Consider the following 20,500-nt stretch of genomic DNA (forward strand, 5'->3'; position numbering starts at 1 on the left):
CTCCACGTACCGCCCACTGGATCGATTCACGGACCCTGGAACAGGAACGGCCCGGTCTGCGTCTCTTCCTAGTGCACGGGGGTTCGATCCCGGTGAACCGCATCGCATGGTCCGGGGACCCCGGGGCACACGCTGGATCAAGTCCGGCAAAGGGGTCGTCAAAGCTGTAACCGAGGGAACACCCCGCGTGCACGTGCATCTGCTCATGCATTTGCACGTGAACAGGGTTATGATCCGGATCAGTTGACCACTGCATCAATGGCCCCAGGGGCCACCGCACCACCGGGGAGCGACCTGTGGACCGGGACGTGTACAACGGCATGGCAGCCACGGAGCTGAACGGGGTGGCCTGGCAGAAGAGCATGCACAGCAACTCGCAGGGTTCCTGCGTGGAGTTCGCCCGGCTGCCCGGCGGCGAGGTCGCGGTGCGCAACTCGCGCTTCCCCGACGGGCCCGCCCTCGTCTACACCCGCGCCGAGATCGAGGCCATGCTGGCCGGCGTCAAGGACGGCGAGTTCGACCACCTGGTCGCGGGCTGACACACCGTCCACCTCGGGATGACCCGGGGTGACAGGAAACGCCCGGCGCTTTGACGCGCGTAGAACCGCGGCGCGAAAAAGCGCCGCGGTGTCTCACTCGGCCGTGGGCGAGGGCGTGGCCGGCAGCTGGAACAGCGCCCAGACCACCTTGCCGCCGAGCGTGCCCGCCAGCGGGTGCCAGCCCCAGCTGTCGCTGAAGGAGTCGACGAGGAACAGGCCACGGCCCGACTCGGCCGAGAAGTCGTCCGTCTCGCGGGCCACGGGGGAGTCCTGACTGGGGTCGCGCACCGCGCACACCAGCCGCTCGGTCCAGCGCATCAGGTGCAGCCGCACGGGCGGCGCGTGGTCCACCCGGACGCAGGTTCCCGGCAGGGCGTGCCGCAGGGCGTTGGTGACGAGCTCGGAGACCACCAGGCAGACGTCGTCGAACCGCTCGCCGGTGTCCCACTGGTCCAGCGTCCGGCGCGTGAAGCGTCTCGCCTCGCCCACCGCTTCGTAGCGGGCGGGCAGCGAACACGACGCGGCGTCGGACACGGCCGCGGGATCAAGCGGCGGAAGGCCCTGCCGTAACGGCTCGAGCATGGTCGATCCATTCGTCCCCATGCGAGGCACTCCCGGGAATTCGCGGTCGTTGCGATGCAGCGGTGGCGCGAGACCATGGTTTCGGATGCGTAGGGCAGATGCAAGGGCAGATGCACGTGCACGCGACCGAATTGGACCCTCCCGTACCGCTTGTTGGCCATTTTTTCCGCCATCTTCTGGTGACCTACTTGCCAACACCTCCCCCTTACCTGTGCAGAATCTTTGACTTATTGCCGTCTCTGTAATCGGACGAGTACTGCTCGGAGTGTTTTAGTGGCAGACTGCGGCCCCTGAAGACGGTTGGGGAGGCTGGCGAACGTGAGCGCGGGAGAGCCAGGATCGGTGGTGCGGCGCATGCTGCTCGGCTCGCAACTCAGGCGACTGCGTGAGGCGAAGGGCATCACGCGAGAGCAGGCGGGGTATTCGATCCGCGCCTCGGAGTCGAAGATCAGCCGGATGGAGCTGGGCCGGGTGAGCTTCAAGACACGCGATGTCGAGGACCTGTTGACGCTGTACGGCATCACGGACGAGGCCGAGCGCATGTCGCTGCTCTCCCTCGCCCGCGAGGCCAACGTCGCGGGCTGGTGGCACAGTTACTCGGACGTCCTGCCGAGCTGGTTCCCCACCTATGTGGGCCTGGAGGGCGCCGCGTCGCTGATCCGTGCCTACGAGGTGCAGTTCGTGCACGGTCTGCTGCAGACCGAGGAGTACGCGCGCGCGGTCGTGCGGCGCGGCATGAAGGGCGCGAGCCCGGCCGACATCGAGAAGCGCGTCGCGCTGCGGCTTGAGCGGCAGAAGTATCTGTCCGCGGACAACGCCCCCGAGTTCCACATCGTCCTGGACGAGGCCGCCCTGCGCCGCCCCTACGGCGACCGCGAGGTGATGCGCGGTCAGCTCCAGCACCTGATCGAGATCTCCACGCGGCCCAACGTGCGGTTGCAGATCATGCCGTTCGGCTTCGGCGGGCACTCGGGCGAGAGCGGCGCGTTCACGATCCTGTCGTTCCCCGAGTCCGACCTGTCGGACGTCGTGTACCTGGAGCAGCTCACCAGCGCCCTCTACCTGGACAAGCAGGAGGACGTGGCCCAGTACGAGAAGGCCCTCAAGGAGCTCCAGCAGGACAGCCCGGGCCCCGACGAGAGTCGCGACCTCCTGAGGGGCCTGCTCCAGCTCTCCTAGGGATCTCCCCAGACTCTCCCAGGGTTCTCCCCAGAAGATTGCTCTCCGTCCCCAACTCGCTTAGCGCACAAGTACGATGACACGTGATCAGACCGTGACGTGGTGCAGGTGTCTGCTAGCGATTGAGGGATCACATGTCGTCCTACTTCACCGACCTGGCTCAGCAGTACATCGACGGTGAGTGGCGCCCGGGTACAGGTTCCTGGGACATCATCGACTTCAACCCGTACGACGGCGAGAAGCTCGCCTCGATCACCATAGCCACGGTCGACGAGGTCGACGAGGCGTACAAGTCGGCGGCGGCGGCCCAGAAGCAGTGGGCGCGCACCAACCCCTACGCCCGCCGTGCCGTCTTCGAGAAGGCGCTGCGCGTCATCGAGGACCGCGAGCAGGAGATCACCGAGGTGATCATCGCCGAGCTCGGCGGCACCTACCTCAAGGCCGGCTTCGAACTGCACCTCGTCAAGGAGTTCCTGCGCGAGTCGGTCCACCTCGCCCTGCGCCCCGAGGGCCGGATCCTGCCGTCGCCGATCGACGGCAAGGAGAACCGCGTCTACCGCGAGCCGGTCGGCGTCGTCGGTGTGATCAGCCCCTTCAACTTCCCCTTCCTGCTGTCGATCAAGTCGGTCGCCCCCGCCCTCGCGCTCGGCAACGCGGTCGTCCTCAAGCCGCACCAGAACACCCCGATCGCCGGCGGCACCCTGGTCGGCAAGATCTTCGAGGAAGCGGGCCTGCCCGGCGGCCTGTTGAACGTCGTCGTCACCGACATCGCGGAGATCGGTGACGCCTTCATCGAGCACCCGATCCCGAAGGTCATCTCCTTCACCGGCTCCGACAAGGTCGGCCGCCACGTCGCCACCGTCTGCGCCGCCCAGTTCAAGCGCTCGGTCCTCGAACTCGGCGGCAACAGCGCGATCGTGGTCCTCGACGACGCCGACCTCGACTACGCGGTCGACGCGGCGGTCTTCAGCCGGTACGTCCACCAGGGCCAGGTCTGCATGGCCGCCAACCGCGTGCTGGTGGACCGCTCGATCGCCGAGCAGTTCACCGAGAAGTTCGTCGCCAAGGTGAAGACCCTCAAGGTCGGCGACCCGCGCGACCCGGGGACCGTCATCGGCCCGGTCATCAACTCCTCGCAGGCGGAGGCCATTTCGGGCGTCGTCGAGCAGGCGATCGCCGAGGGCGCGACGGCGCTGCTGCACGGCACGACCACCGACAACCTGGTCGCGCCGTCCGTCCTGGCCGACGTCCCGGCCGACTCGGCCCTGCTCCAGCAGGAAGTCTTCGGCCCGGTCGCCTTCCTCATCACCTTCGACGGCGAGGAGGAGGCCGTCCGTCTCGTCAACGACACGCCGTACGGGCTGAGCGGCGCCGTCCACACAGGTGACATCGAGCGGGGCGTCTCCTTCGCCAAGCAGATCGACACCGGCATGTTCCACGTCAACGACGGCACCGTCCACGACGAGCCCCTCGTCCCCTTCGGCGGCGAGAAGAGCTCCGGCCTCGGCCGCCTGAACGGCGAGACGACCCTGGACGCCTTCACCACCCTGAAGTGGATCTCGGTCCAGCACGGCCGCAGCGGCTTCCCGTTCTAGTTCTTCAAGCGGGCGGGCCATTGAGGACAGAAGGTGACCTCAATGGCCCGTAGCTTCGTCGGTGTCAGGGGGAAACCTCGAACAGACCCGACGAAAGGCGGCCGGTCATGGTCACTCACGTTCCCGCAGAGGCCCAGGGCGACGAGCGCGGCGCGCTGCTCGCGTTCATCGAGGAGCAGCGCGGCGGCATCCGCAGGGCGCTGCTCGGGCTGACCGACGAGCAGGCCGCGAGCAAGCCCAGCGCCAGCGACCTCTCCCTCTCCGGCCTGCTCAAGCATGTCGCCGAGGTCGAGCAGGGCTGGATCGCCCGGGCCAAGCAGGAGCCGCCGGCGGTGAAGCGGGACGAGACCAACTGGCACGAGAACTTCACGCTCGTCGACGGCGAGACCGTCGAGTCCCAGCTCGCCTACTGGGAGAAGGTCGCCGCCGAGACCGACGCGTACGTCCGCTCGGTGCCGAGCCTGGACGACACCTTCCCGCTCCCCAGCGACCCCTGGTTCCCGCCGGAGGGCCGCGTCTCGGTGCGCTGGCTCTGTCTGCACCTGATCCGCGAGCACGCCCGGCACGCCGGCCACGCCGACATCATCCGCGAGTCCCTCGACGGCAGGACGGCCTTCGAACTGGTCGCCCAGGAGCAGGGCGCAAGCTGGGGCTGATCCAGGGACAGCGCCTGGCTGGTCCTACGCTGGCCCCATGTCAGCGATCCGTCTCCTCGTGCTCGGCGCGGTCCGTCAGCACGGGCGGGCCCACGGCTACCAGGTGCGCAACGACCTGGAGTACTGGGGCGCGCACGAGTGGTCCAACGCCAAGCCCGGCTCGATCTACCACGCCCTGAAGCAGATGGCGAAGCAGGGACTGCTGCACGCGCACGAGATCGCGCCGTCCACGGCCGGCGGCCCGCCGCGCACGGAGTACGAGATCACCGACTGGGGCACCGACGAGTTCTTCCGGCTGCTGCGGGAGTCCCTGGTCGCCTACGACCAGAAGATGGACATCCAGTCGGCGGCCATCGGCTTCCTGGTCGAGCTGACCCGGGACGAGGCGGTGTCCCTCCTCAAGGAGCGCATCCGCCGGATCGGGGACTGGCGGGGAGCCGTCACCGAGCACTACATCCCAGAGGACGGGCCCGAACAGCTCGGCCACATCGGCGAGATCATGAACCTCTGGGTCCACACGGCCGACTCCGACTCGGCCTGGACCCAGGGGCTCATCGACCGCATCGAGGGCGGCGCCTACACCTTCGCCGGCGAGGGCGAACCGTTCGTCGGCGTCCTCGCCGAGGGCCAGGAGAACCCGTACGCGACGGGTGACCGGCACCCGGAGGACGACCGCTAATCAAGTTTGACCAATCGGGTCGACGGCGTTACCTTCGACGGAGTAGTCAAGTTTGATTAGCCGTGGCTTGGCTGGTCGAGCTTGATCAGCTGGACGAGTGTGAAGGAGTGCAGTGGCCGACACCGCAATCACCGTCGACGGAGCACGCAAGGCCTACGGCGGGAAACCCGCGCTGGACGGGCTCGACCTCACGGTCGCCCGCGGCGCGGTGCACGGAGTCCTGGGCCCCAACGGCGCGGGCAAGACGACCCTGGTCCGGATCCTGTCCACCCTGCTACGGCCCGACGCCGGCCGCGTCCGGGTGGCCGGGCACGACGTCGTGACCGAGGCCCGCGCGGTCCGTTCCCGCATCGGACTGCTCGGCCAGCACGCGGCCCTCGACGAGGAGCTCGGCGGCCGGCAGAACCTGGAGATGTTCGGCCGCCTCCACCACCTGGGCGCCCGCCACGCGCGCGTGCGTGCCGACGAGCTCCTGGAGCGCTTCGGCCTCGCCGACACCGGCCGCAAGCAGGTCCGCGCCTACAGCGGCGGCATGCGGCGCCGCCTGGACCTGGCCGCGTCCCTGATCACCGACCCGGAGGTGCTGTTCCTGGACGAGCCGACGACCGGCCTCGACCCGCGCGGCCGCGCCGAGGTGTGGGCGTCGGTCCGCTCCCTGACCGGCGGCGGTACGACGGTGCTGCTGACCACCCAGTACCTGGAGGAGGCCGATCAGCTCGCCGACCGCGTCTGTGTCGTCGACGGCGGCCGGGTGATCGCCGACGGCACACCGGACGAGCTGAAGGCGGCCCTCGGCGGCGACCGCATCGACATCGTCCTGCGGGACGCCGGCCAACTGGACGCCGCGGTCGCCCTGTTGCCGGTCCCCAAGGACGACGTCTCCGTCGACCCCGACCGCCGGCTGCTCAGCGCCCGGGTCACCGACCGCATGGCCGCGCTCTCCGGCGTCGTACGCGCCCTGGAGGACGCCGGCATCGAGGCGGAGGACGTGGCCCTGCGCCGGCCCACCCTGGACGAGGTGTTCCTGCGGCTGACAGCACGGGACGAGGACCGTACGGAGACCGTCACGGAGCCAGGGGCCGGCGCGAAGAAGGAGTCCGTCACGAAGGGGGCCGCCGCATGACCGCGTACGCGCTGACCGACTGCTGGACCATGACCCGCCGTGAACTCGCCCACTGGGCACGGCAGCCCGTGCAGGTGCTGGTCGGTCTGGTCTTCCCCGTGATGCTGCTGCTGATGTTCGGCTACCTGGTCGGCGGCGGACGCGGGATCGAGGGCGACTACCTCGACTTCCTCGTCCCCGGCATGCTCGCGCTCACCATGGCCTTCGGCCTGGAGGGCACGATGCTCAGCGTCACCCAGGACCTCGACCGGGGCGTGATCGACCGTTTCCGCTCGCTGCCGATGGTCAACGGCGCGGTCCTGGTGGGCCGTTCGGCCGCCGACATGCTCCAGTCGGCGCTGGGCCTGACGATCCTCGTCGGCGTCGGGTTCGCGCTGGGCTGGCGCGTGCACTGCACGCCGGCCGAATTCCTGGGCGCCATGGGCCTGTTGCTGCTCTTCCGGTTCGCCATGCTGTGGATCGGCATCCAACTGGCCCTGGTCGCGGGCAAACCCGAGATGGTCCAGGCCGTGCAGATCCTGGTCTGGCCGGTCGGCTTCCTGTCCAACGCGTTCGCCGACCCGGCCTCGATGCCCGGCTGGCTCGGCACGGTCGTCGAGTGGAACCCGATGTCCCAGACCGCGACGGCCGTACGGGACCTGCTGGGCGGCCCCGGCGGGGAGCCGGGGCACATCTGGGCTGCCGTCGTCTGGCCGCTCGGCCTGCTCGCGGTGTTCTTCCCGCTCGCGGTACGGAGGTTCGCGCGCCTCAGCCGATAGGGCTCTGCGGCGCGGGGCGCGCCGGACGAGTCGCGGCAAGGGCCCGGCGTACCGCCCGGGTGACGATCGGCGGCAGCAGGTCCAGGACGATCCGGCGGGAGCGCGAGCGGGGGCGGCGCGCCGGGCGAGCGGAGGTCGGGGCGGCGGTCGCCTGCTGCTCGGGCTCGGGCGCCGAGTAGTACCGGGAGTGCGGGAAGGGCGGCGGCTTGAGGTCCTTCTGGGCGCGGGTGCGGATCAGCCGGTGGCCCGCGGCCGGCTGGACGCTCAGCCCGCAGTCCGCCCGCTCCTTGAGCATCGCCAGCAGCTCCTCCTGGACCGGCTCCGGGTCGCCCCAGGTGCCGTACAGCTTCTGGGTGCTGAGGCAGATCGGGCGCAGTCCGCGGTTGAGCACGGCCTCCCAGGTGGCGACCGAGACGCCCGGGGTGTGCTCGGAGCGGAAGTCGTCGAGGACGACGATGCCGTCGGGCAGCAGCAGGTCGCGGGCCGCGCCGATGTCGTCGTGGACGTGCTCGTACAGGTGCGAGGCGTCGATGTGGACGAACCGGCAGGTCCCGGGGTCCACCTCCTTGCGGATCACGGAGGAGGGGGCCTCGATCACGTTGGGCAGGGTGTCGTGGAAGGCGAGGTAGTTCCGCTCGAACGCCTGCCGGGTGAGCGAGGCGTACGACTTCCTCGTCTCGGCCCGGTTGGCCCCGTCCGGCGCGTCGCCGCCGAAGAGGTCGCAGACGGTGAACTCCTCGCCGTCCCGCCGGTGGTGGCCGAGCAGGATCGCGCTCTTGCCCATGTAGGCGCCGAGTTCCAGCAGCCCGCCCCGGAAGCCCTGCGCCTCCTGCCGTTCCAGGAGCCAGGTGAACAGGATCTGGTCCAGGGGCGGAAACCAGCCGGGCACGTCTTTGAGCTCGCCCGGATTGCTGTCGGATACTTGTGCGTTGGCCATGAGGGGCATCTGCTCACTGATGACCGTATGAACTGACCGCCGTTCGAACGTCCGGTGAACAGCTGCCGTCCTTCGTCCGACAGGATCGAATCCGGTCTTAGTGGTGGAAACCGGTTGCCGCGGTCTTGTCCCTGGTCAGCGGGTGCGGCTGGCGGCGCAACTCCGGCAACAGCCGGGTCAGGTCCTCTACGAACATGTCGGCGAGGTCGACCGAGAAGCCGTTGCGGCACACCACCCGCAGCACGGACAGGTCCTCCCGGTTCGGCGGGAAGGTGTACGCGGGAACCAGCCAGCCGCTCTCGCGCAGCCGCCGGGACACGTCGAAGACGTCGTACGCCGTCACGTCCGGGCCCGTGGTGAAGGCGAAGACGGGCAGCTCGTCGCCCTGGGTGAGCAGCCGGAAGTCGCCCAGCGCCGCCACCCGGCCGGCCAGGTCACGCGCCACGTCCCGGGTGGTCTGCTGCACCGCCCGGAAGCCGTCCCGGCCCAGGCGCAGGAAGGTGTAGTACTGCGCGACCACCTGGGCGCCCGGGCGGGAGAAGTTGAGCGCGAAGGTGGGCATGTCGCCACCCAGGTAGTTGACGCGGAAGACCAGCTCCTCCGGGAGGGCGTCCTTGTCGCGCCACAGGGCCCAGCCGACGCCCGGGTAGACCAGCCCGTACTTGTGCCCCGAGGTGTTGATCGACGTCACGCGCGGGAGGCGGAAGTCCCAGACCAGGTCCTCGTCGAGGAAGGGCGCGACCATGGCGCCGGACGCGCCGTCGACGTGCACCGGGATGTCGAGTCCGGTGCGCTCCTGCAGGGCGTCCAGGGCCGCGCACAGCTCCGCGATCGGCTCGTAGGACCCGTCGAAGGTGGAGCCCAGGATGCCGACGACCCCGATGGTGTTCTCGTCGCACAGCTCGGCGGCGGCCTGCGGATCGAGGTGGTAGCGGTCGCCCTCCATGGGCACCTGGCGGGCCTCCACCTCCCAGAAGTTGCAGAACTTCTCCCAGCAGACCTGCACGTTGACACCCATGACCAGGTTGGGGCGGGCGTCCCGGGACGGGTAGCGGTCGGCGTTGCGCCGCATCCAGCGGCGCTTGAGGGCCATCCCGGCGAGCATGCACGCCTCGCTGGAACCGGTGGTCGAACAGCCCACGGCGGCGGCCGGATCCGGCGCGTTCCACAGCGCCGCCAGCATCGCCACGCAGCGCTTCTCCAGCTCGGCGGTGCGCGGGTACTCGTCCTTGTCGACCATGTTCTTGTCCCGGCACTCCGCCATCAGGATCCCCGCCTGGGGCTCCATCCAGGTGGTGACGAACGTGGCCAGATTCAGCCGGGAGTTGCCGTCCAGCATCAGCTCGTCGTGCACGAGCTGATACGCCGACGACGGTGACATCGGGGAGTCCGGCAGCCGGTGCTTCGGCGGCGCCTCGGTCATGCCGCCGACCGGATTCGCCTCCCCGAAGAAGGGGTTGACGGACAGCGGGCGTTCGTCGGGCTGCTCGGGACCTTTGTGCAACGCCATGGGCCTGCCTCCTGGGACGATCAACGGATATCGAACGGCTGTCAGCGCACCGGAGTTCCGTCCTCGCGCAACTGCATCTGCGGACGCCCGGTCACCAGCAGCCAGGCCGGCAGCGAGGCGATGCACAACAGGGCGAGCATCGCCCCCGAGGACGCCAGTACGGCGGCCGTGAACAGGCTCACCCAGCCCTGCCGGGTGACGGCCAGCAGCATGCCGAGCACGCCCGCGCAGACGCCGACGGCCGGATGGACCCCGGCGACCAGGGCGTGCGCGCACAGGCCGAAGGCGGTGCCGACGAACACCGCCGGGAAGATCCGCCCGCCCCGGAACCCGCTGGACGCGGCGACCACCAGCGCCGCCAGCTTCACCACCGTCATCACCGCGAACTCGCCGGCCGACCAGCCGTCCGGATCGCGGGCCAGCTCCGCGACCTCGTCAAGACCCTTGAAGAGCGTCAGATGCCCGCCCAGGGCCGCCAGCAGGCCCAGCACGAGCCCGCCCGCCGGAATGACCAGCATGGGGTGCCCGAGTCGCTGGAAGGCCCCGTGGACGTACGGGAAGGCGCGGACCGCGCACATGCCGAGCAGCGCGGCCAGCGAGGCGACCACGAGGGCGGCCAGCAGATCGCCCCAGCCGGGCCGGCCGAGCTCCGGCAGATGCAGGTCGAAGGTCGGATGGGCCACCAGGGTGGTGGTCAGGGCGCCGGCCGCCGCCGCGACCAGGGGCGGGAAGACGTTGTCCCACAGCGGCCCCTTGAGCGACCGCCCGGCCAGCGCCTCGGAGATCACCAGCGCCGCCGCGACCGGCGTGCCGAACAGCGCGCCGATCGTCGCCGCCTCCGCGAGCGCCGGCCACATCGCGCCCGGCATCCGGGGCACGAACCGGGTGCCCAGCCAGAACGCGAGCCCCACGTTGACGGCGATGATCGGGTTCTCGGGACCCAGACTCGGCCCGCCCGCGAGCATCAGCGCGGTCGCGAGGAGCAGCCCCGGGAGGACCGCGGGCGGCAGCACGCGCGCGTCGAGGCCCATGGTCGCCGGGTCGGGGCCCGCGTGCCCCGGCACCTTCCACACCACCAGGCCGACCGCCAGACCGGTCGCGGTGAGCATGACCAGCATCCACAGCACCGAGTACCGGCCCACGCCCAGCGCGTCCGGCAGGTTCCGCCACAGGACGTGCTGCAACCGCTCGGCCAGCGCGCTCACCCCGAGGAACAGCAGGCTCGCGACCACCCCCACGACCAGGGCGGGCAGGATCGACGGCAGCAGCACGCGCGCGGGGGTCGCCGGTCTCGCCCGGTCGGCGGGCGCCGTGAGCGCGGGGTCCTGGGCCACGCGCTCACGATAAGCGGACATATCGGACGCGACACCTGGAGGAAACCGGCACGGCGCGGGGCCGAGGAGAAACGGGCTTGCACCTCACGCGGCGTGAGGATCCAACGTGGAGCGCGTACCCAGAAGGGAGCGGACGAAGTGAGCTACTCCGTAGGACAGGTCGCGGGCTTCGCTGGCGTCACGGTGCGCACCCTGCACCACTACGACGACATCGGCCTGCTCGCCCCGAGCGAGCGCAGCCACGCGGGCCACCGGCGCTACAGCGACGCCGACCTCGACCGGCTGCAGCGGATCCTGTTCTACCGGGAGCTCGGCTTCCCGCTCGACGAGGTCGCGGCCCTGCTCGACGACCCGGAGGCGGACCCGCGCGCGCATCTGCGCCGCCAGCACGAGCTGCTGACCGCCCGGATCGAGAAGCTGCAGAAGATGGCCGAGGCCGTGGAGCACGCCATGGAGGCACGCAGAATGGGCATCAACCTCACGCCCGAGGAACGCTTCGAGGTCTTCGGCGACAAGGATCCCGACCAGTACGCCGAGGAGGCGGAGGCACGCTGGGGCGGCACCGAGGCCTACGCCGAGTCGCAGCGCCGGGCCGCCCGCTACACCAAGGACGACTGGAAACGCATGCAGGCCGAGGTCGACGCCTGGGGCGAGCGCTACGCCGCCCTGGTGACCGCCGGCGCACCCGCCACCGGCGAGGCCGCCATGGACCTCGCCGAGGAACACCGGCGGCACATCACCACATGGTTCTACGACTGCCCGTACGAGATGCACGTCTCGCTGGCCGCGATGTACATCTCCGACGAGCGCTTCAAGGCGTTCTACGACGCCATGGGGCCGGGTCTGGCCGAGCACCTCAGGGACGCGATCACGGCGAACGCGGCCCGGCACACCTCCTAGGGGGCGTGCCGGGCCCTGGTGGCCTGGTCCGGGCGTGCTACTCCCGGACCAGGACCACCGCCGTCCCGTACGCGCACACCTCCGTCCCGACGTCCGCCGCCTCGGTCACGTCGAAGCGGAACGCCAGTACCCCGTTGGCACCACGCGCGCGTGCCTGCTCGATGAGCCGGTCCATGGCCTGGTTGCGGGTCTCCACGAGCGTCTTGGTGAGCCCCTTGAGCTCGCCGCCGATCATCGACTTCAGCCCGGCGCCGATCTGGCTGCCGAGATGCCGTGAGCGCACGGTCAACCCGAAGACCTCCCCGATGACCTCCTGGACCCGGTGACCGGGTACGTCGTTCGTCGTCACGACCAGTACGTCGGCCTGCGGCCCCTGGCCGCCGCCGTATTCTTCGATGCCCATAGCCTCACAGCTTCGCCCCAGCGGGCGCACAGTGCACCCTGGAGTCACCCGTGGAACCTGGGGCGGACACCTTGCGTTGATAGCTTTGGGCGCCCGCAGCAGGACGCCGTACCTCCCTCCACCCCTCAGGAGCACCGGAACCGTGACGACGATCGCCCTCGGCCCGAGCTGGCTCGATCCGAACCATCTGCTGGACACGTTCGGCATCTGGGGCCTGCTCCTGATCGTCTTCGCGGAGTCGGGCCTGCTCATCGGGTTCTTCCTGCCGGGCGACTCGCTGCTGTTCACCGCCGGCCTGCTGATCACGTCGAACCAGCTGGACTTCCCCCTGTGGGGCGCCATCGCCCTGATCTGCGTCGCCGCGATCCTCGGCGACCAGGCGGGCTACATGTTCGGCAAGAAGGTCGGCCCCTCGCTCTTCAGCCGCCCCGACTCACGCCTGTTCAAGCAGGAGAACGTGGTCAAGGCGCACGAGTTCTTCGAGAAGTACGGCCCCAAGTCGCTGGTGTTGGCCCGCTTCGTGCCCATCGTGCGCACCTTCACGCCGATCATCGCGGGCGTCAGCGGTATGAAGTACCGCTCCTTCGTGATCTTCAACGTGATCGGCGGTGTCCTGTGGGGCGCCGGTGTCACCCTGCTCGGCTCCTGGCTCGGCAAGATCGACTTCGTGAAGAACAACATCGAGGCGATGCTGATCCTGATCGTCCTCATCTCGGTGGTCCCGATCATCATCGAGTTCATGCGGGCCCGCTCCAAGGCGAAGAAGAACCCCGCGCAGCCCGTGCCGGGACAGCAGCAGCCCCCCGTGATCGACGACGCGACCACTCAGCTGCGCCGCATCCCGTCGGCCGACCAGCCCTACCAGCAGCAGGCGCCGCAGCAGCCCAACCCGCCCCAGGGCCACTACGCCCAGCAGTACCCGCAGCAGCAGTACCCCCAGCAGCCCTATCCGCAGCAACAGCAGCAGTACGGCGGCCGCCCCGACGAGCAGTACCCGTACGGCAATCAGGGCCAGGGTCAGGGTCAGGGGCAGGGGCAGAACCAGGGCTACTAGGGCGGCCGGAGGGGCTAGAAACCCCTCGTCCGCTTGGCGGCCCGGCGCTTCTCCGGGGACCCGATCCGCAGGAACATCCGGGAGATCTCCGAGCCGAGGTTGACCCCGATGGCGATGGCCATGGCCAGTGACGCGGCCGTGGCCAGGGACACCAGCCCCTTGTCGACGTCGTTCTGGGCGATCGACAGCAGCCCGAAGTAGGTGGCGGAACCGGGCAGCAGGGGCCCGATCGCCGCCGTCGTGTACGGCAGCGCCGAGGCGAACCGGTAGCGCGCCAGCAACTGCCCGAAGAGGCCGACGAGTCCGGCCGCCACCGCCGTGGACGCGACCGGCGACAGCTCGCCCGGGTAGCGCAGCGCGCCGTACACCGACCACGCCACCCCGCCGTTGAGGGTCACCCACAGCACGGTGGACCGTTCCTGCTGGAGCAGCACCGCGAAGGTCAGCGACAGCAGCATCGACGCGCCGATCTGCCACCAGGGCCGCTCGGCGATCTGCAGAGCCGCGTCCGGGTTGAGCTTGGCGCCCAGGTTGACGCCGAAGTACAGGACGACCAGCACTCCGGCGACGATCCCCACGAAGAGGTACATCACCTCAAGGAGCCGCGCCGAGGCGGTGATGTAGAACCCGGTCAGCCCGTCCTGCACGCCCGCCACGAGGGCCCGTCCCGGCAGCAGCGCGAACAGCCCACCGGTGATGACCGCGGAGGCCTTCACGTCGACGTGAGCGACCGTCAGGGCGACCCCTATGGCCGCCGGAGGCATCGCGGCGACCGTGAACTGGTAGAACTCCGGCAGCCCGCGCCCCGCGCACAGCCACGCCAGCCGGTCACCGAGCATCGCGCCCAGCGCCGCCGCCACGAACACGAGCACGTCACCGCCGACCAGCACCGAGGCGGCCCCCGCGAGCAGCCCACTGGCCGCGGTCAGCGTCCAGGTGGTGTACGGGTGCCGGTTGCGGCGCATCTCCGCCAGGCGCCGGTAGGCGTCCTCCAGGGAGATCTCGGTCTCCGGGTCGCTGAGGTCGTCCACCAGCCGGAAGACGGCCGCGAGCCGGGTGTAGTCGGTGACCCGGCGGCGCACCGTGCGTGACGCCGTCACCGGGTCGTCCACCAGGGACGGCTGGTACGAGATCGACAGCAGCGTGAAGGTGACGTTCGGTTCGCAGCGGTCGAGGCCGTAGGACCGGCAGACCGCGAACATCGCGGCCTCCACGTCCTCGGCGCCCTCGCCGCCCGCGAGCAGCAACTCGCCGATACGCAGGGTCAGATCGAGCACGCGCGGGACTGCGGGGCCGCTGTCGTCCGGCTTCTGGGCCGGCTCCGGCGCGGGCCGCTCGGTCACCGGCAGCCGCAGGATCGTACGCATCCGGTCCTGCCAGGGCGCGTCCTTGGTCAGGCTGACCACGGGGATGCCGGTCGCCGGGGTGAACGCCGCATGGGCGTCCTTGGCGCTGTAGCCGCGCGGATCGTCGAACGCCGACCCCTCCGCGTCGGGCACGGGCGCGTGCGTCACGTCGAGCCCCGCCGGGACGGCGAACTCCGACGTGGTCTCCGACTCGCCGTCCGTCACCTCGACCCCGGCCGGCGGCGTGAACGCCATCCTGGCCTCGTCCGACTGCGGCTTGCGGTCCTCCGCGTCCGTCACGTCCGTACCACTCCCTGTACGACACCTCCTGCGGCCCTCAGTATGCGCACAGGCACACGAACAGGCCGCACGCGCACGCGTACGGCCTGTTCACGGGGCTTGCCGGGGTCAGTGACCGCCGGACTCCTTGAAGCGCTTGTAGGACCGCTCGATCTCGATCTCGGCGTCCACGCGGCCCACCCAGTTGGCGCCCTCGACGGACTTGCCGGGCTCCAGGTCCTTGTAGACCTCGAAGAAGTGCTGGATCTCCAGGCGGTCGAACTCGGAGACGTGGTGGATGTCCCGCAGGTGCTCCACGCGCGGGTCCGTCGCCGGTACGCACAGCAGCTTGTCGTCGCCGCCGGCCTCGTCGGTCATCCGGAACATGCCGATCGCGCGGCACTTGATGAGGCAGCCCGGGAAGGTCGGCTCGTCAAGGATGACGAGTGCGTCCAGCGGGTCGCCGTCCTCGCCGAGGGTGTTCTCGACGAATCCGTAGTCGGTCGGGTAGGCGGTCGAGGTGAAGAGGCGACGGTCCAGGCGGATCCGACCGGTCTCGTGGTCCACCTCGTACTTGTTCCGCGAACCCTTCGGGATCTCGATCGTGACGTCGAACTCCACCGGTGGCTCCTCCATGATCAACACATAGTTCTGGTGGTTAAGTGTCCCTCACGCACGGGAGTGATCGCGAAAGGGGCTGGTGTTCGTGCCTGAGCTGAGGCCGTGGCGGGCCGCGAGACCGCATGCGGTGCGGTTCGTGAACGCCGTACGACCAGGTCTGGCACGGGCCGCGGGCGCCGTACGACCACATCTCGAACGGGCCGCGGACGCCGTGCGACCGCGGCTCGTGAAAGCCGTGGCCGCCGCGAAACCGCAGCTCGCGCGGATCACCAGGCCGAAGCCCGGCGGGCTGTGGCGCTACACCGCGGGCGCGACCGGCGCCGGTGTGGCACTGGCCGTCCTGGTGGTGGTCACCGCAGGTCCCTGGGACTCCACCGGTCAGCGTACGGCCGAGCGGGACCGGGCAGCCGCCCTGGACGGCACGGGTGGCGCAGATCACGATGGCCATTCTGGGGCATCCGGTACGGCCGATTCGGCGCCGGATCCCGCCCCGAGCGCCGCGTCCGTCCTGCGGGGCCTCGGCCGCGCCGCGAACACCGTGAAGTCGGACCCGACCGGAAAGGCGCTGGCCGACGTCCTGGGGCCCCTGCTGGCCGACCCGGCGCTCGGCGCCCGGCGCACCGCCGCGGTCGTCGACGTGACCGACGGCAAGCGCCTCTACGGGACCGGCGCCGACGACGCCCTCACGCCCGCGTCCACCACGAAGATCGCCACCGCGGTCGCCGCGCTGTCCGCGATGGGCGCCGACCACCGCCTCACCACCCGTACCGCCCTGGAGCCCGACACCGGGGAACTAGTCCTGGTCGGCGGCGGCGACCCCACCCTGACCGCCCGCAAGGACGCCGAGGGCTGGGCGAGCCTGCGCACCCTGGCCGACCGGACGGCCGCCGCCCTGAAGAAGCGCGGCATCAAGGACGTCACGCTCTCCTACGACACCACCCTGTTCGCCGGTTCCGAACTTCACCCCATCGGGGTCGACGGCAACCTCGCCCTCGTCACCGCCCTGATGGCCGACGAGGCCCGCCCGAACGACTCGACGAGCGGTCCCGTCACCCGGAACACGGACCCGGCGGCGGACGCGGCCCACAGGTTCGCCGGCTTCCTGGCGGAGCACGGCATCAAGACGACGTCCCCCGGTCCCTCGAAAGCGACCTCCCGCGCGCAGGCGCTCGCCGCGGTCTCCTCGCCGCCGCTGTCGACGATCGTCGAGCGGATGCTGACCAACAGCGACAACGACATCGCGGAGGCCCTGGCCCGCCAGACGGCCGTGGCGACCGGCAAGCGCGCCGACTTCGACGGCGGCGCCGCGGCGATCGCGGGCGTCCTGAAGAAACTCCGACTCCCGCTCAAGGGCGCCCGGTTCAACGACGGCAGCGGCCTCGACCGCGCCGACCGCCTCACCGCGGACCTCCTGACCGCCCTCCTCGTCAAGGCCGGCGACCCCGCCCACCCGGAGCTCCGGTCCGTCCTCACGGGCCTCCCCGTGGCGGGCTTCACCGGCACGCTCACCACCCGCTACGCCGACGGCGCCGCAGGAGTCGTAAGAGCAAAGACAGGCACCCTCACGGGGGTGACCACCCTGGCGGGCACGGTCGTGGACCAGGACGGCCACCTGTTGGCCTTCGCCTTCCTCACCTCCGACACCCCGAGCACGTCCGCGGCCCAAGCGGCCCTGGACCGAACGGCGACGGCACTGGCGGCGTGCGGTTGCCGTTGACCGCTCGGTGACCGTTGCGCCGGGTGCGGCTCAGACCCGCCTGAAGCTCACCAACCCCCACGGCCTGCCCCAAGTGGGAACGCTCACGTACCGTTGACGCATGACGAGCATCGGTGGTGCAGAGATGGTCGACTGGAATCTCGCGGTGGCGACCGCGACGCGGCTCGCGCGGCCGGGCCCCGAGGTGAGCCGTGACGAGGCCCGGGATGTCGTGGCGGAGTTGCGGCGGCACGCGAAGGCCTCCGAGGAACACGTCCGCGGATTTACCCGGATGGGCTCGGAGGACATCCACGACACCCCCATCCTCGTCGTCGACCGACCGGGCTGGGTCCGGGCGAACGTCGCCGGCTTCCGGGAGATCCTCAAGCCCCTCCTCGACAAGATGCAGGAACGGCGCGGCAACACCCCGGGCGGCGCGGTCCTCGGCGCGGTCGGCGGCAAGGTCACCGGCGTCGAACTGGGCATGCTGCTGTCCTTCATGTCCTCCCGGGTGCTGGGTCAGTACGAGACCTTCGCCCCGGCCACCCGCGAACTCCCCGCAGGCGAGCACGGCGGCGGGCGACTGCTCCTGGTCGCCCCGAACATCGTCCACGTGGAGCGCGAACTCGACGTACAGCCCCACGACTTCCGTCTCTGGGTCTGCCTGCACGAGGAGACGCACCGCACCCAGTTCAGCGCGGTGCCCTGGCTGCGCGACCACCTGGAGGGCGAGATCCAGTCGTTCCTGGGGGAGACCGACGTCGACCCCATGACCGTCCTGGAGCGCATCCGGGAAGCCGCCCAGTCCCTCGCGGGCGGTCGCCCCGAGGCCGAGGAGGACGACGGCGGACGCTCCTTCGTCGAGATCGTGCAGACCCCGGCCCAGCGCGAGATCCTCGCCCGGCTCACCGCCGTGATGTCCCTCCTGGAGGGTCACGCCGACTTCGTGATGGACGGTGTCGGCCCGGCCGTCGTGCCGTCGGTCGCCGAGATCCGCGAGAAGTTCCAGCAGCGCCGGGCCAAGGGCGCCTCCCGCCTCGACATGGCGCTGCGCAAGCTGCTCGGCCTGGACGCCAAGCTCAGGCAGTACCGGGACGGCGAACGCTTCGTACGGGCCGTCGTCGACGAGGTCGGCATGGACGGCTTCAACCGCGTGTGGACCTCCCCGAACACCCTGCCGACCCGGACGGAGATCGCCAAACCGGCGGACTGGGTCGCGCGGGTGCATCGCAAGACCGAGTCGTGAAGGACGTAGAAGGGTCGTGAAACGAATCCGGCCGTCGGCAGGCGAACGCCCCTTCAATCACCCGTCCGAGGGACCGTGAGCCGTGGGTAGGCGTGCAATGCTCGGGGAACGGCCCGGTTCTGTCACCATCTACACACTCTGAGTGACCGAACACGGGCTCACTCCCCCGAAAACTTCATGAAGGGAACCGGACATGGGTCCCCATCCTGCGGTCGCGGCGATACGCCTGGCGGTCCGCCGCGCCCTCCACGACATCCTCAATGAACACCAGGCCTCCGGGCCCACCGCGCACGAGCGCCCGCCCTCCCCGCTCGTGCTCGTCGCATGCTCCGGCGGCGCCGACTCCATGGCCCTCGCCTCCGCCCTCGCCTTCGAGGCCCCCAAGCTCGGCATCCGCGCCGGCGGGGTCACCGTCGACCACGGCCTGCAGGACGGATCCGATCTGCGCGCCGACGAAGTCGTCCTGCGCCTGCGCGAGTTGGGCCTGGACCCGGCCGAGTCCATCGCCGTCACCGTCGGACGCGAGGGCGGCCCGGAAGCCGCCGCCCGCGACGCCCGCTACGCCGCCCTGGACGCCTGCGCCGCCCGCCACGGCGCCACCGCCGTCCTCCTCGGCCACACCCGCGACGACCAGGCCGAAACCGTCCTGCTCGGCCTCGCCCGCGGCTCCGGCACCCGCTCCCTGTCCGGAATGGCCGCGGTCTCGGGGGCCGACGGCCGTTACCGGCGCCCCTTCCTCCAGCTCGACCGGCAGACCGCCCGCAAGGCCTGCATGGTCCAGTCCCTGCCCGTCTGGGACGACCCGCACAACGCCGACCCGGCGTACACGAGGTCCCGGCTGCGCCACGAGGGCCTGCCCGCCCTGGAGAAGGCGCTGGGCAAAGGAGTCGTCGAGGCGCTCGCCCGTACGGCCCAGCTCTCCCGCGACGACGCCGACGCCCTCGACGCCTGGGCCAGCCAGGCCGAGACCGCCGTACGCGACGCCACGGGCCTCCTGGAGTGCGCCAAGCTCTACGCCCTGCCGCCCGCCGTGCGCCGCCGCATCCTGCGCCGGGCCGCCATCGAGGCCGGTGCGCCCGCCGGTTCGCTGTTCGCCCGCCACATCGAGGAACTCGACCGGCTGATCACCGGCTGGCGCGGCCAGGGAGCCATCAATCTCCCGGGCAAGGTCGTCGCCCAGCGCCAGGGTGGCAGACTGGTGATTCGGCAAGGCTGAATCTCACCTCTCCCGGGGGCACCCCGAACTCACCGAGTTCGCAGGTTCTCCCCCGGGGAGGCATCGAGCGGCCGGTAGGACGACCGAAAGTGATGCGGGTGGACGCGAACGACATGGGTGCCGACCTCGAGAAGGTACTCATCACCAAAGAAGAGATCGACGCGAAACTGGTCGAACTGGCCGCGAAGATCGACGCGGAGTACGCGGGCAAGGATCTGCTGATCGTCGGCGTCCTCAAGGGCGCGGTGATGGTCATGGCCGATCTCGCCCGGGCGCTGTCCACCCCCGTCACCATGGACTGGATGGCGGTGTCCTCGTACGGAGCGGGCACCCAGTCCTCCGGTGTGGTGCGGATCCTCAAGGACCTCGACACCGACATCAAGGGCAAGCACGTCCTGATCGTCGAGGACATCATCGACTCCGGCCTGACCCTGTCCTGGCTGCTGTCGAACCTCGGCTCGCGCGAGCCGGAGTCCCTCAAGGTGTGCACCCTGCTGCGCAAGCCGGACGCCGCCAAGGTCGCCATCGAGGTCGAGTGGGTCGGCTTCGACATCCCGAACGAGTTCGTGGTGGGCTACGGCCTCGACTACGCCGAGAAGTACCGCAACCTCCCGTTCGTCGGTACGCTCGCGCCCCACGTCTACGGCGGCTGACACCGTGCCCGATGCGGCGGCTGAGCCGTACGGGCCAGTCCTGTAGGACGATCGGGAACCCCGGCGGGTTGCGCGCCGTTGGAGCATGCAGACGGGTTCGTCAGACCTCCCGTGCAGTTGCGGGCGGCGATGCTGGGGTACCGTCAGAAGAACTGTCTTATCAAACTCACTATGGCAGGAGGGACGGGGCGACT

20 protein-coding genes are annotated in these 20,500 nt (G+C 70.2%); 13 read left to right on the forward strand and 7 right to left on the reverse strand.

All coding sequences use genetic code 11. The features are described from left to right. The first annotated feature begins 320 nt into the window (after positions 1-320). On the forward strand, positions 321-539 hold the full coding sequence (locus tag ACWDR3_RS25665) for a DUF397 domain-containing protein (protein WP_123998632.1): 219 nt from the start codon (positions 321-323) through the stop codon (positions 537-539). 93 nt (positions 540-632) lie between these two features. Here the strand turns inward: ACWDR3_RS25665 and ACWDR3_RS25670 are convergent, their stop codons facing one another. Beyond that, positions 633-1,142, reverse strand: a complete 510-nt coding sequence (locus ACWDR3_RS25670) for an ATP-binding protein (RefSeq protein ID WP_450354920.1) — start codon at positions 1,140-1,142, stop codon at positions 633-635. Positions 1,143-1,475: 333 nt separating this feature from the next. Here ACWDR3_RS25670 and ACWDR3_RS25675 point away from each other — a divergent pair, with 333 nt between their 5' ends. The 6 genes from ACWDR3_RS25675 (at position 1,476) to ACWDR3_RS25700 (ending at position 7,111) form a co-directional block, all read left to right on the forward strand. Then, complete coding sequence (locus tag ACWDR3_RS25675) at positions 1,476-2,300, forward strand: helix-turn-helix domain-containing protein (RefSeq protein WP_450354949.1); 825 nt, start codon at positions 1,476-1,478, stop codon at positions 2,298-2,300. A 134-nt stretch (positions 2,301-2,434) separates the two neighbouring features. Then, positions 2,435-3,895 carry an aldehyde dehydrogenase family protein gene (locus ACWDR3_RS25680; protein WP_450354921.1) on the forward strand — a complete coding sequence of 487 codons (1,461 nt, stop codon included), beginning with the start codon at positions 2,435-2,437 and terminating at the stop codon, positions 3,893-3,895. 107 nt (positions 3,896-4,002) lie between these two features. Continuing rightward, on the forward strand, positions 4,003-4,551 hold the full coding sequence (locus tag ACWDR3_RS25685) for a DinB family protein (protein WP_450354922.1): 549 nt from the start codon (positions 4,003-4,005) through the stop codon (positions 4,549-4,551). 37 nt (positions 4,552-4,588) lie between these two features. After that, the gene (locus ACWDR3_RS25690; RefSeq protein WP_450354924.1) at positions 4,589-5,230 is read left to right on the forward strand and encodes a PadR family transcriptional regulator; all 642 of its coding nucleotides are present in this window, start codon (positions 4,589-4,591) and stop codon (positions 5,228-5,230) included. A 112-nt stretch (positions 5,231-5,342) separates the two neighbouring features. Further along, positions 5,343-6,353: an ATP-binding cassette domain-containing protein gene (locus tag ACWDR3_RS25695; RefSeq protein ID WP_450354925.1), complete on the forward strand. Its 1,011-nt coding sequence runs from the start codon at positions 5,343-5,345 to the stop codon at positions 6,351-6,353. Next, positions 6,350-7,111 carry an ABC transporter permease gene (locus tag ACWDR3_RS25700; RefSeq protein ID WP_450354926.1) on the forward strand — a complete coding sequence of 254 codons (762 nt, stop codon included), beginning with the start codon at positions 6,350-6,352 and terminating at the stop codon, positions 7,109-7,111. Before ACWDR3_RS25695 ends, ACWDR3_RS25700 begins: the two co-directional genes overlap by 4 nt. Here the strand turns inward: ACWDR3_RS25700 and ACWDR3_RS25705 are convergent. The 3 genes from ACWDR3_RS25705 to ACWDR3_RS25715 form a co-directional block, all read right to left on the reverse strand. Then, complete coding sequence (locus tag ACWDR3_RS25705; protein ID WP_450354927.1) at positions 7,101-8,048, reverse strand: class I SAM-dependent methyltransferase; 948 nt, start codon at positions 8,046-8,048, stop codon at positions 7,101-7,103. The genes ACWDR3_RS25700 and ACWDR3_RS25705 overlap by 11 nt on opposite strands. 97 nt (positions 8,049-8,145) lie before the next feature. Beyond that, positions 8,146-9,558 carry a glutamate decarboxylase gene (locus ACWDR3_RS25710; RefSeq protein WP_450354929.1) on the reverse strand — a complete coding sequence of 471 codons (1,413 nt, stop codon included), beginning with the start codon at positions 9,556-9,558 and terminating at the stop codon, positions 8,146-8,148. A gap of 41 nt (positions 9,559-9,599) precedes the next feature. Next, positions 9,600-10,892, reverse strand: a complete 1,293-nt coding sequence (locus tag ACWDR3_RS25715) for an ion channel protein (RefSeq protein WP_450354930.1) — start codon at positions 10,890-10,892, stop codon at positions 9,600-9,602. A 138-nt stretch (positions 10,893-11,030) separates the two neighbouring features. Here ACWDR3_RS25715 and ACWDR3_RS25720 point away from each other — a divergent pair, with 138 nt between their 5' ends. Beyond that, on the forward strand, positions 11,031-11,792 hold the full coding sequence (locus ACWDR3_RS25720) for a MerR family transcriptional regulator (protein ID WP_450354931.1): 762 nt from the start codon (positions 11,031-11,033) through the stop codon (positions 11,790-11,792). A 37-nt stretch (positions 11,793-11,829) separates the two neighbouring features. Here ACWDR3_RS25720 and ACWDR3_RS25725 read toward each other — a convergent pair whose 3' ends face one another. Next, a complete protein-coding gene (locus tag ACWDR3_RS25725; protein WP_123998621.1) occupies positions 11,830-12,195 on the reverse strand; it encodes a YbjQ family protein in 366 nt (121 codons plus the stop codon). A gap of 142 nt (positions 12,196-12,337) precedes the next feature. On the opposite strand from ACWDR3_RS25725, the gene ACWDR3_RS25730 reads away from it, so the two are divergent. Beyond that, positions 12,338-13,249, forward strand: a complete 912-nt coding sequence (locus tag ACWDR3_RS25730) for a DedA family protein (RefSeq protein ID WP_450354932.1) — start codon at positions 12,338-12,340, stop codon at positions 13,247-13,249. A 14-nt stretch (positions 13,250-13,263) separates the two neighbouring features. On the opposite strand, the gene ACWDR3_RS25735 is transcribed toward ACWDR3_RS25730, so the two are convergent. Then, positions 13,264-14,895: a threonine/serine ThrE exporter family protein gene (locus ACWDR3_RS25735; protein ID WP_450354934.1), complete on the reverse strand. Its 1,632-nt coding sequence runs from the start codon at positions 14,893-14,895 to the stop codon at positions 13,264-13,266. Positions 14,896-15,003: 108 nt separating this feature from the next. Next, entirely contained in the window at positions 15,004-15,495 is a 492-nt protein-coding gene (locus ACWDR3_RS25740; RefSeq protein ID WP_030942583.1) for an inorganic diphosphatase, read from the reverse strand. A gap of 79 nt (positions 15,496-15,574) precedes the next feature. Between ACWDR3_RS25740 and dacB the strand changes: the two genes are divergently transcribed. From dacB to hpt, 4 genes are all read left to right on the forward strand, one after another. Next, positions 15,575-17,212, forward strand: a complete 1,638-nt coding sequence (dacB, locus tag ACWDR3_RS25745) for a D-alanyl-D-alanine carboxypeptidase/D-alanyl-D-alanine endopeptidase (protein ID WP_450354935.1) — start codon at positions 15,575-15,577, stop codon at positions 17,210-17,212. Between the two features lie 100 nt (positions 17,213-17,312). Next, positions 17,313-18,437 (forward strand): zinc-dependent metalloprotease, encoded by a 1,125-nt coding sequence (locus tag ACWDR3_RS25750; protein ID WP_450354936.1) that lies wholly within the window; start codon positions 17,313-17,315, stop codon positions 18,435-18,437. 193 nt (positions 18,438-18,630) lie between these two features. Further along, complete coding sequence (gene tilS / locus ACWDR3_RS25755) at positions 18,631-19,653, forward strand: tRNA lysidine(34) synthetase TilS (RefSeq protein WP_450354938.1); 1,023 nt, start codon at positions 18,631-18,633, stop codon at positions 19,651-19,653. A 92-nt stretch (positions 19,654-19,745) separates the two neighbouring features. After that, complete coding sequence (hpt, locus tag ACWDR3_RS25760) at positions 19,746-20,306, forward strand: hypoxanthine phosphoribosyltransferase (protein ID WP_123998615.1); 561 nt, start codon at positions 19,746-19,748, stop codon at positions 20,304-20,306. Positions 20,307-20,500 lie beyond the last annotated feature (194 nt).

This window comes from Streptomyces sp. NPDC001002 (assembly GCF_053599215.1).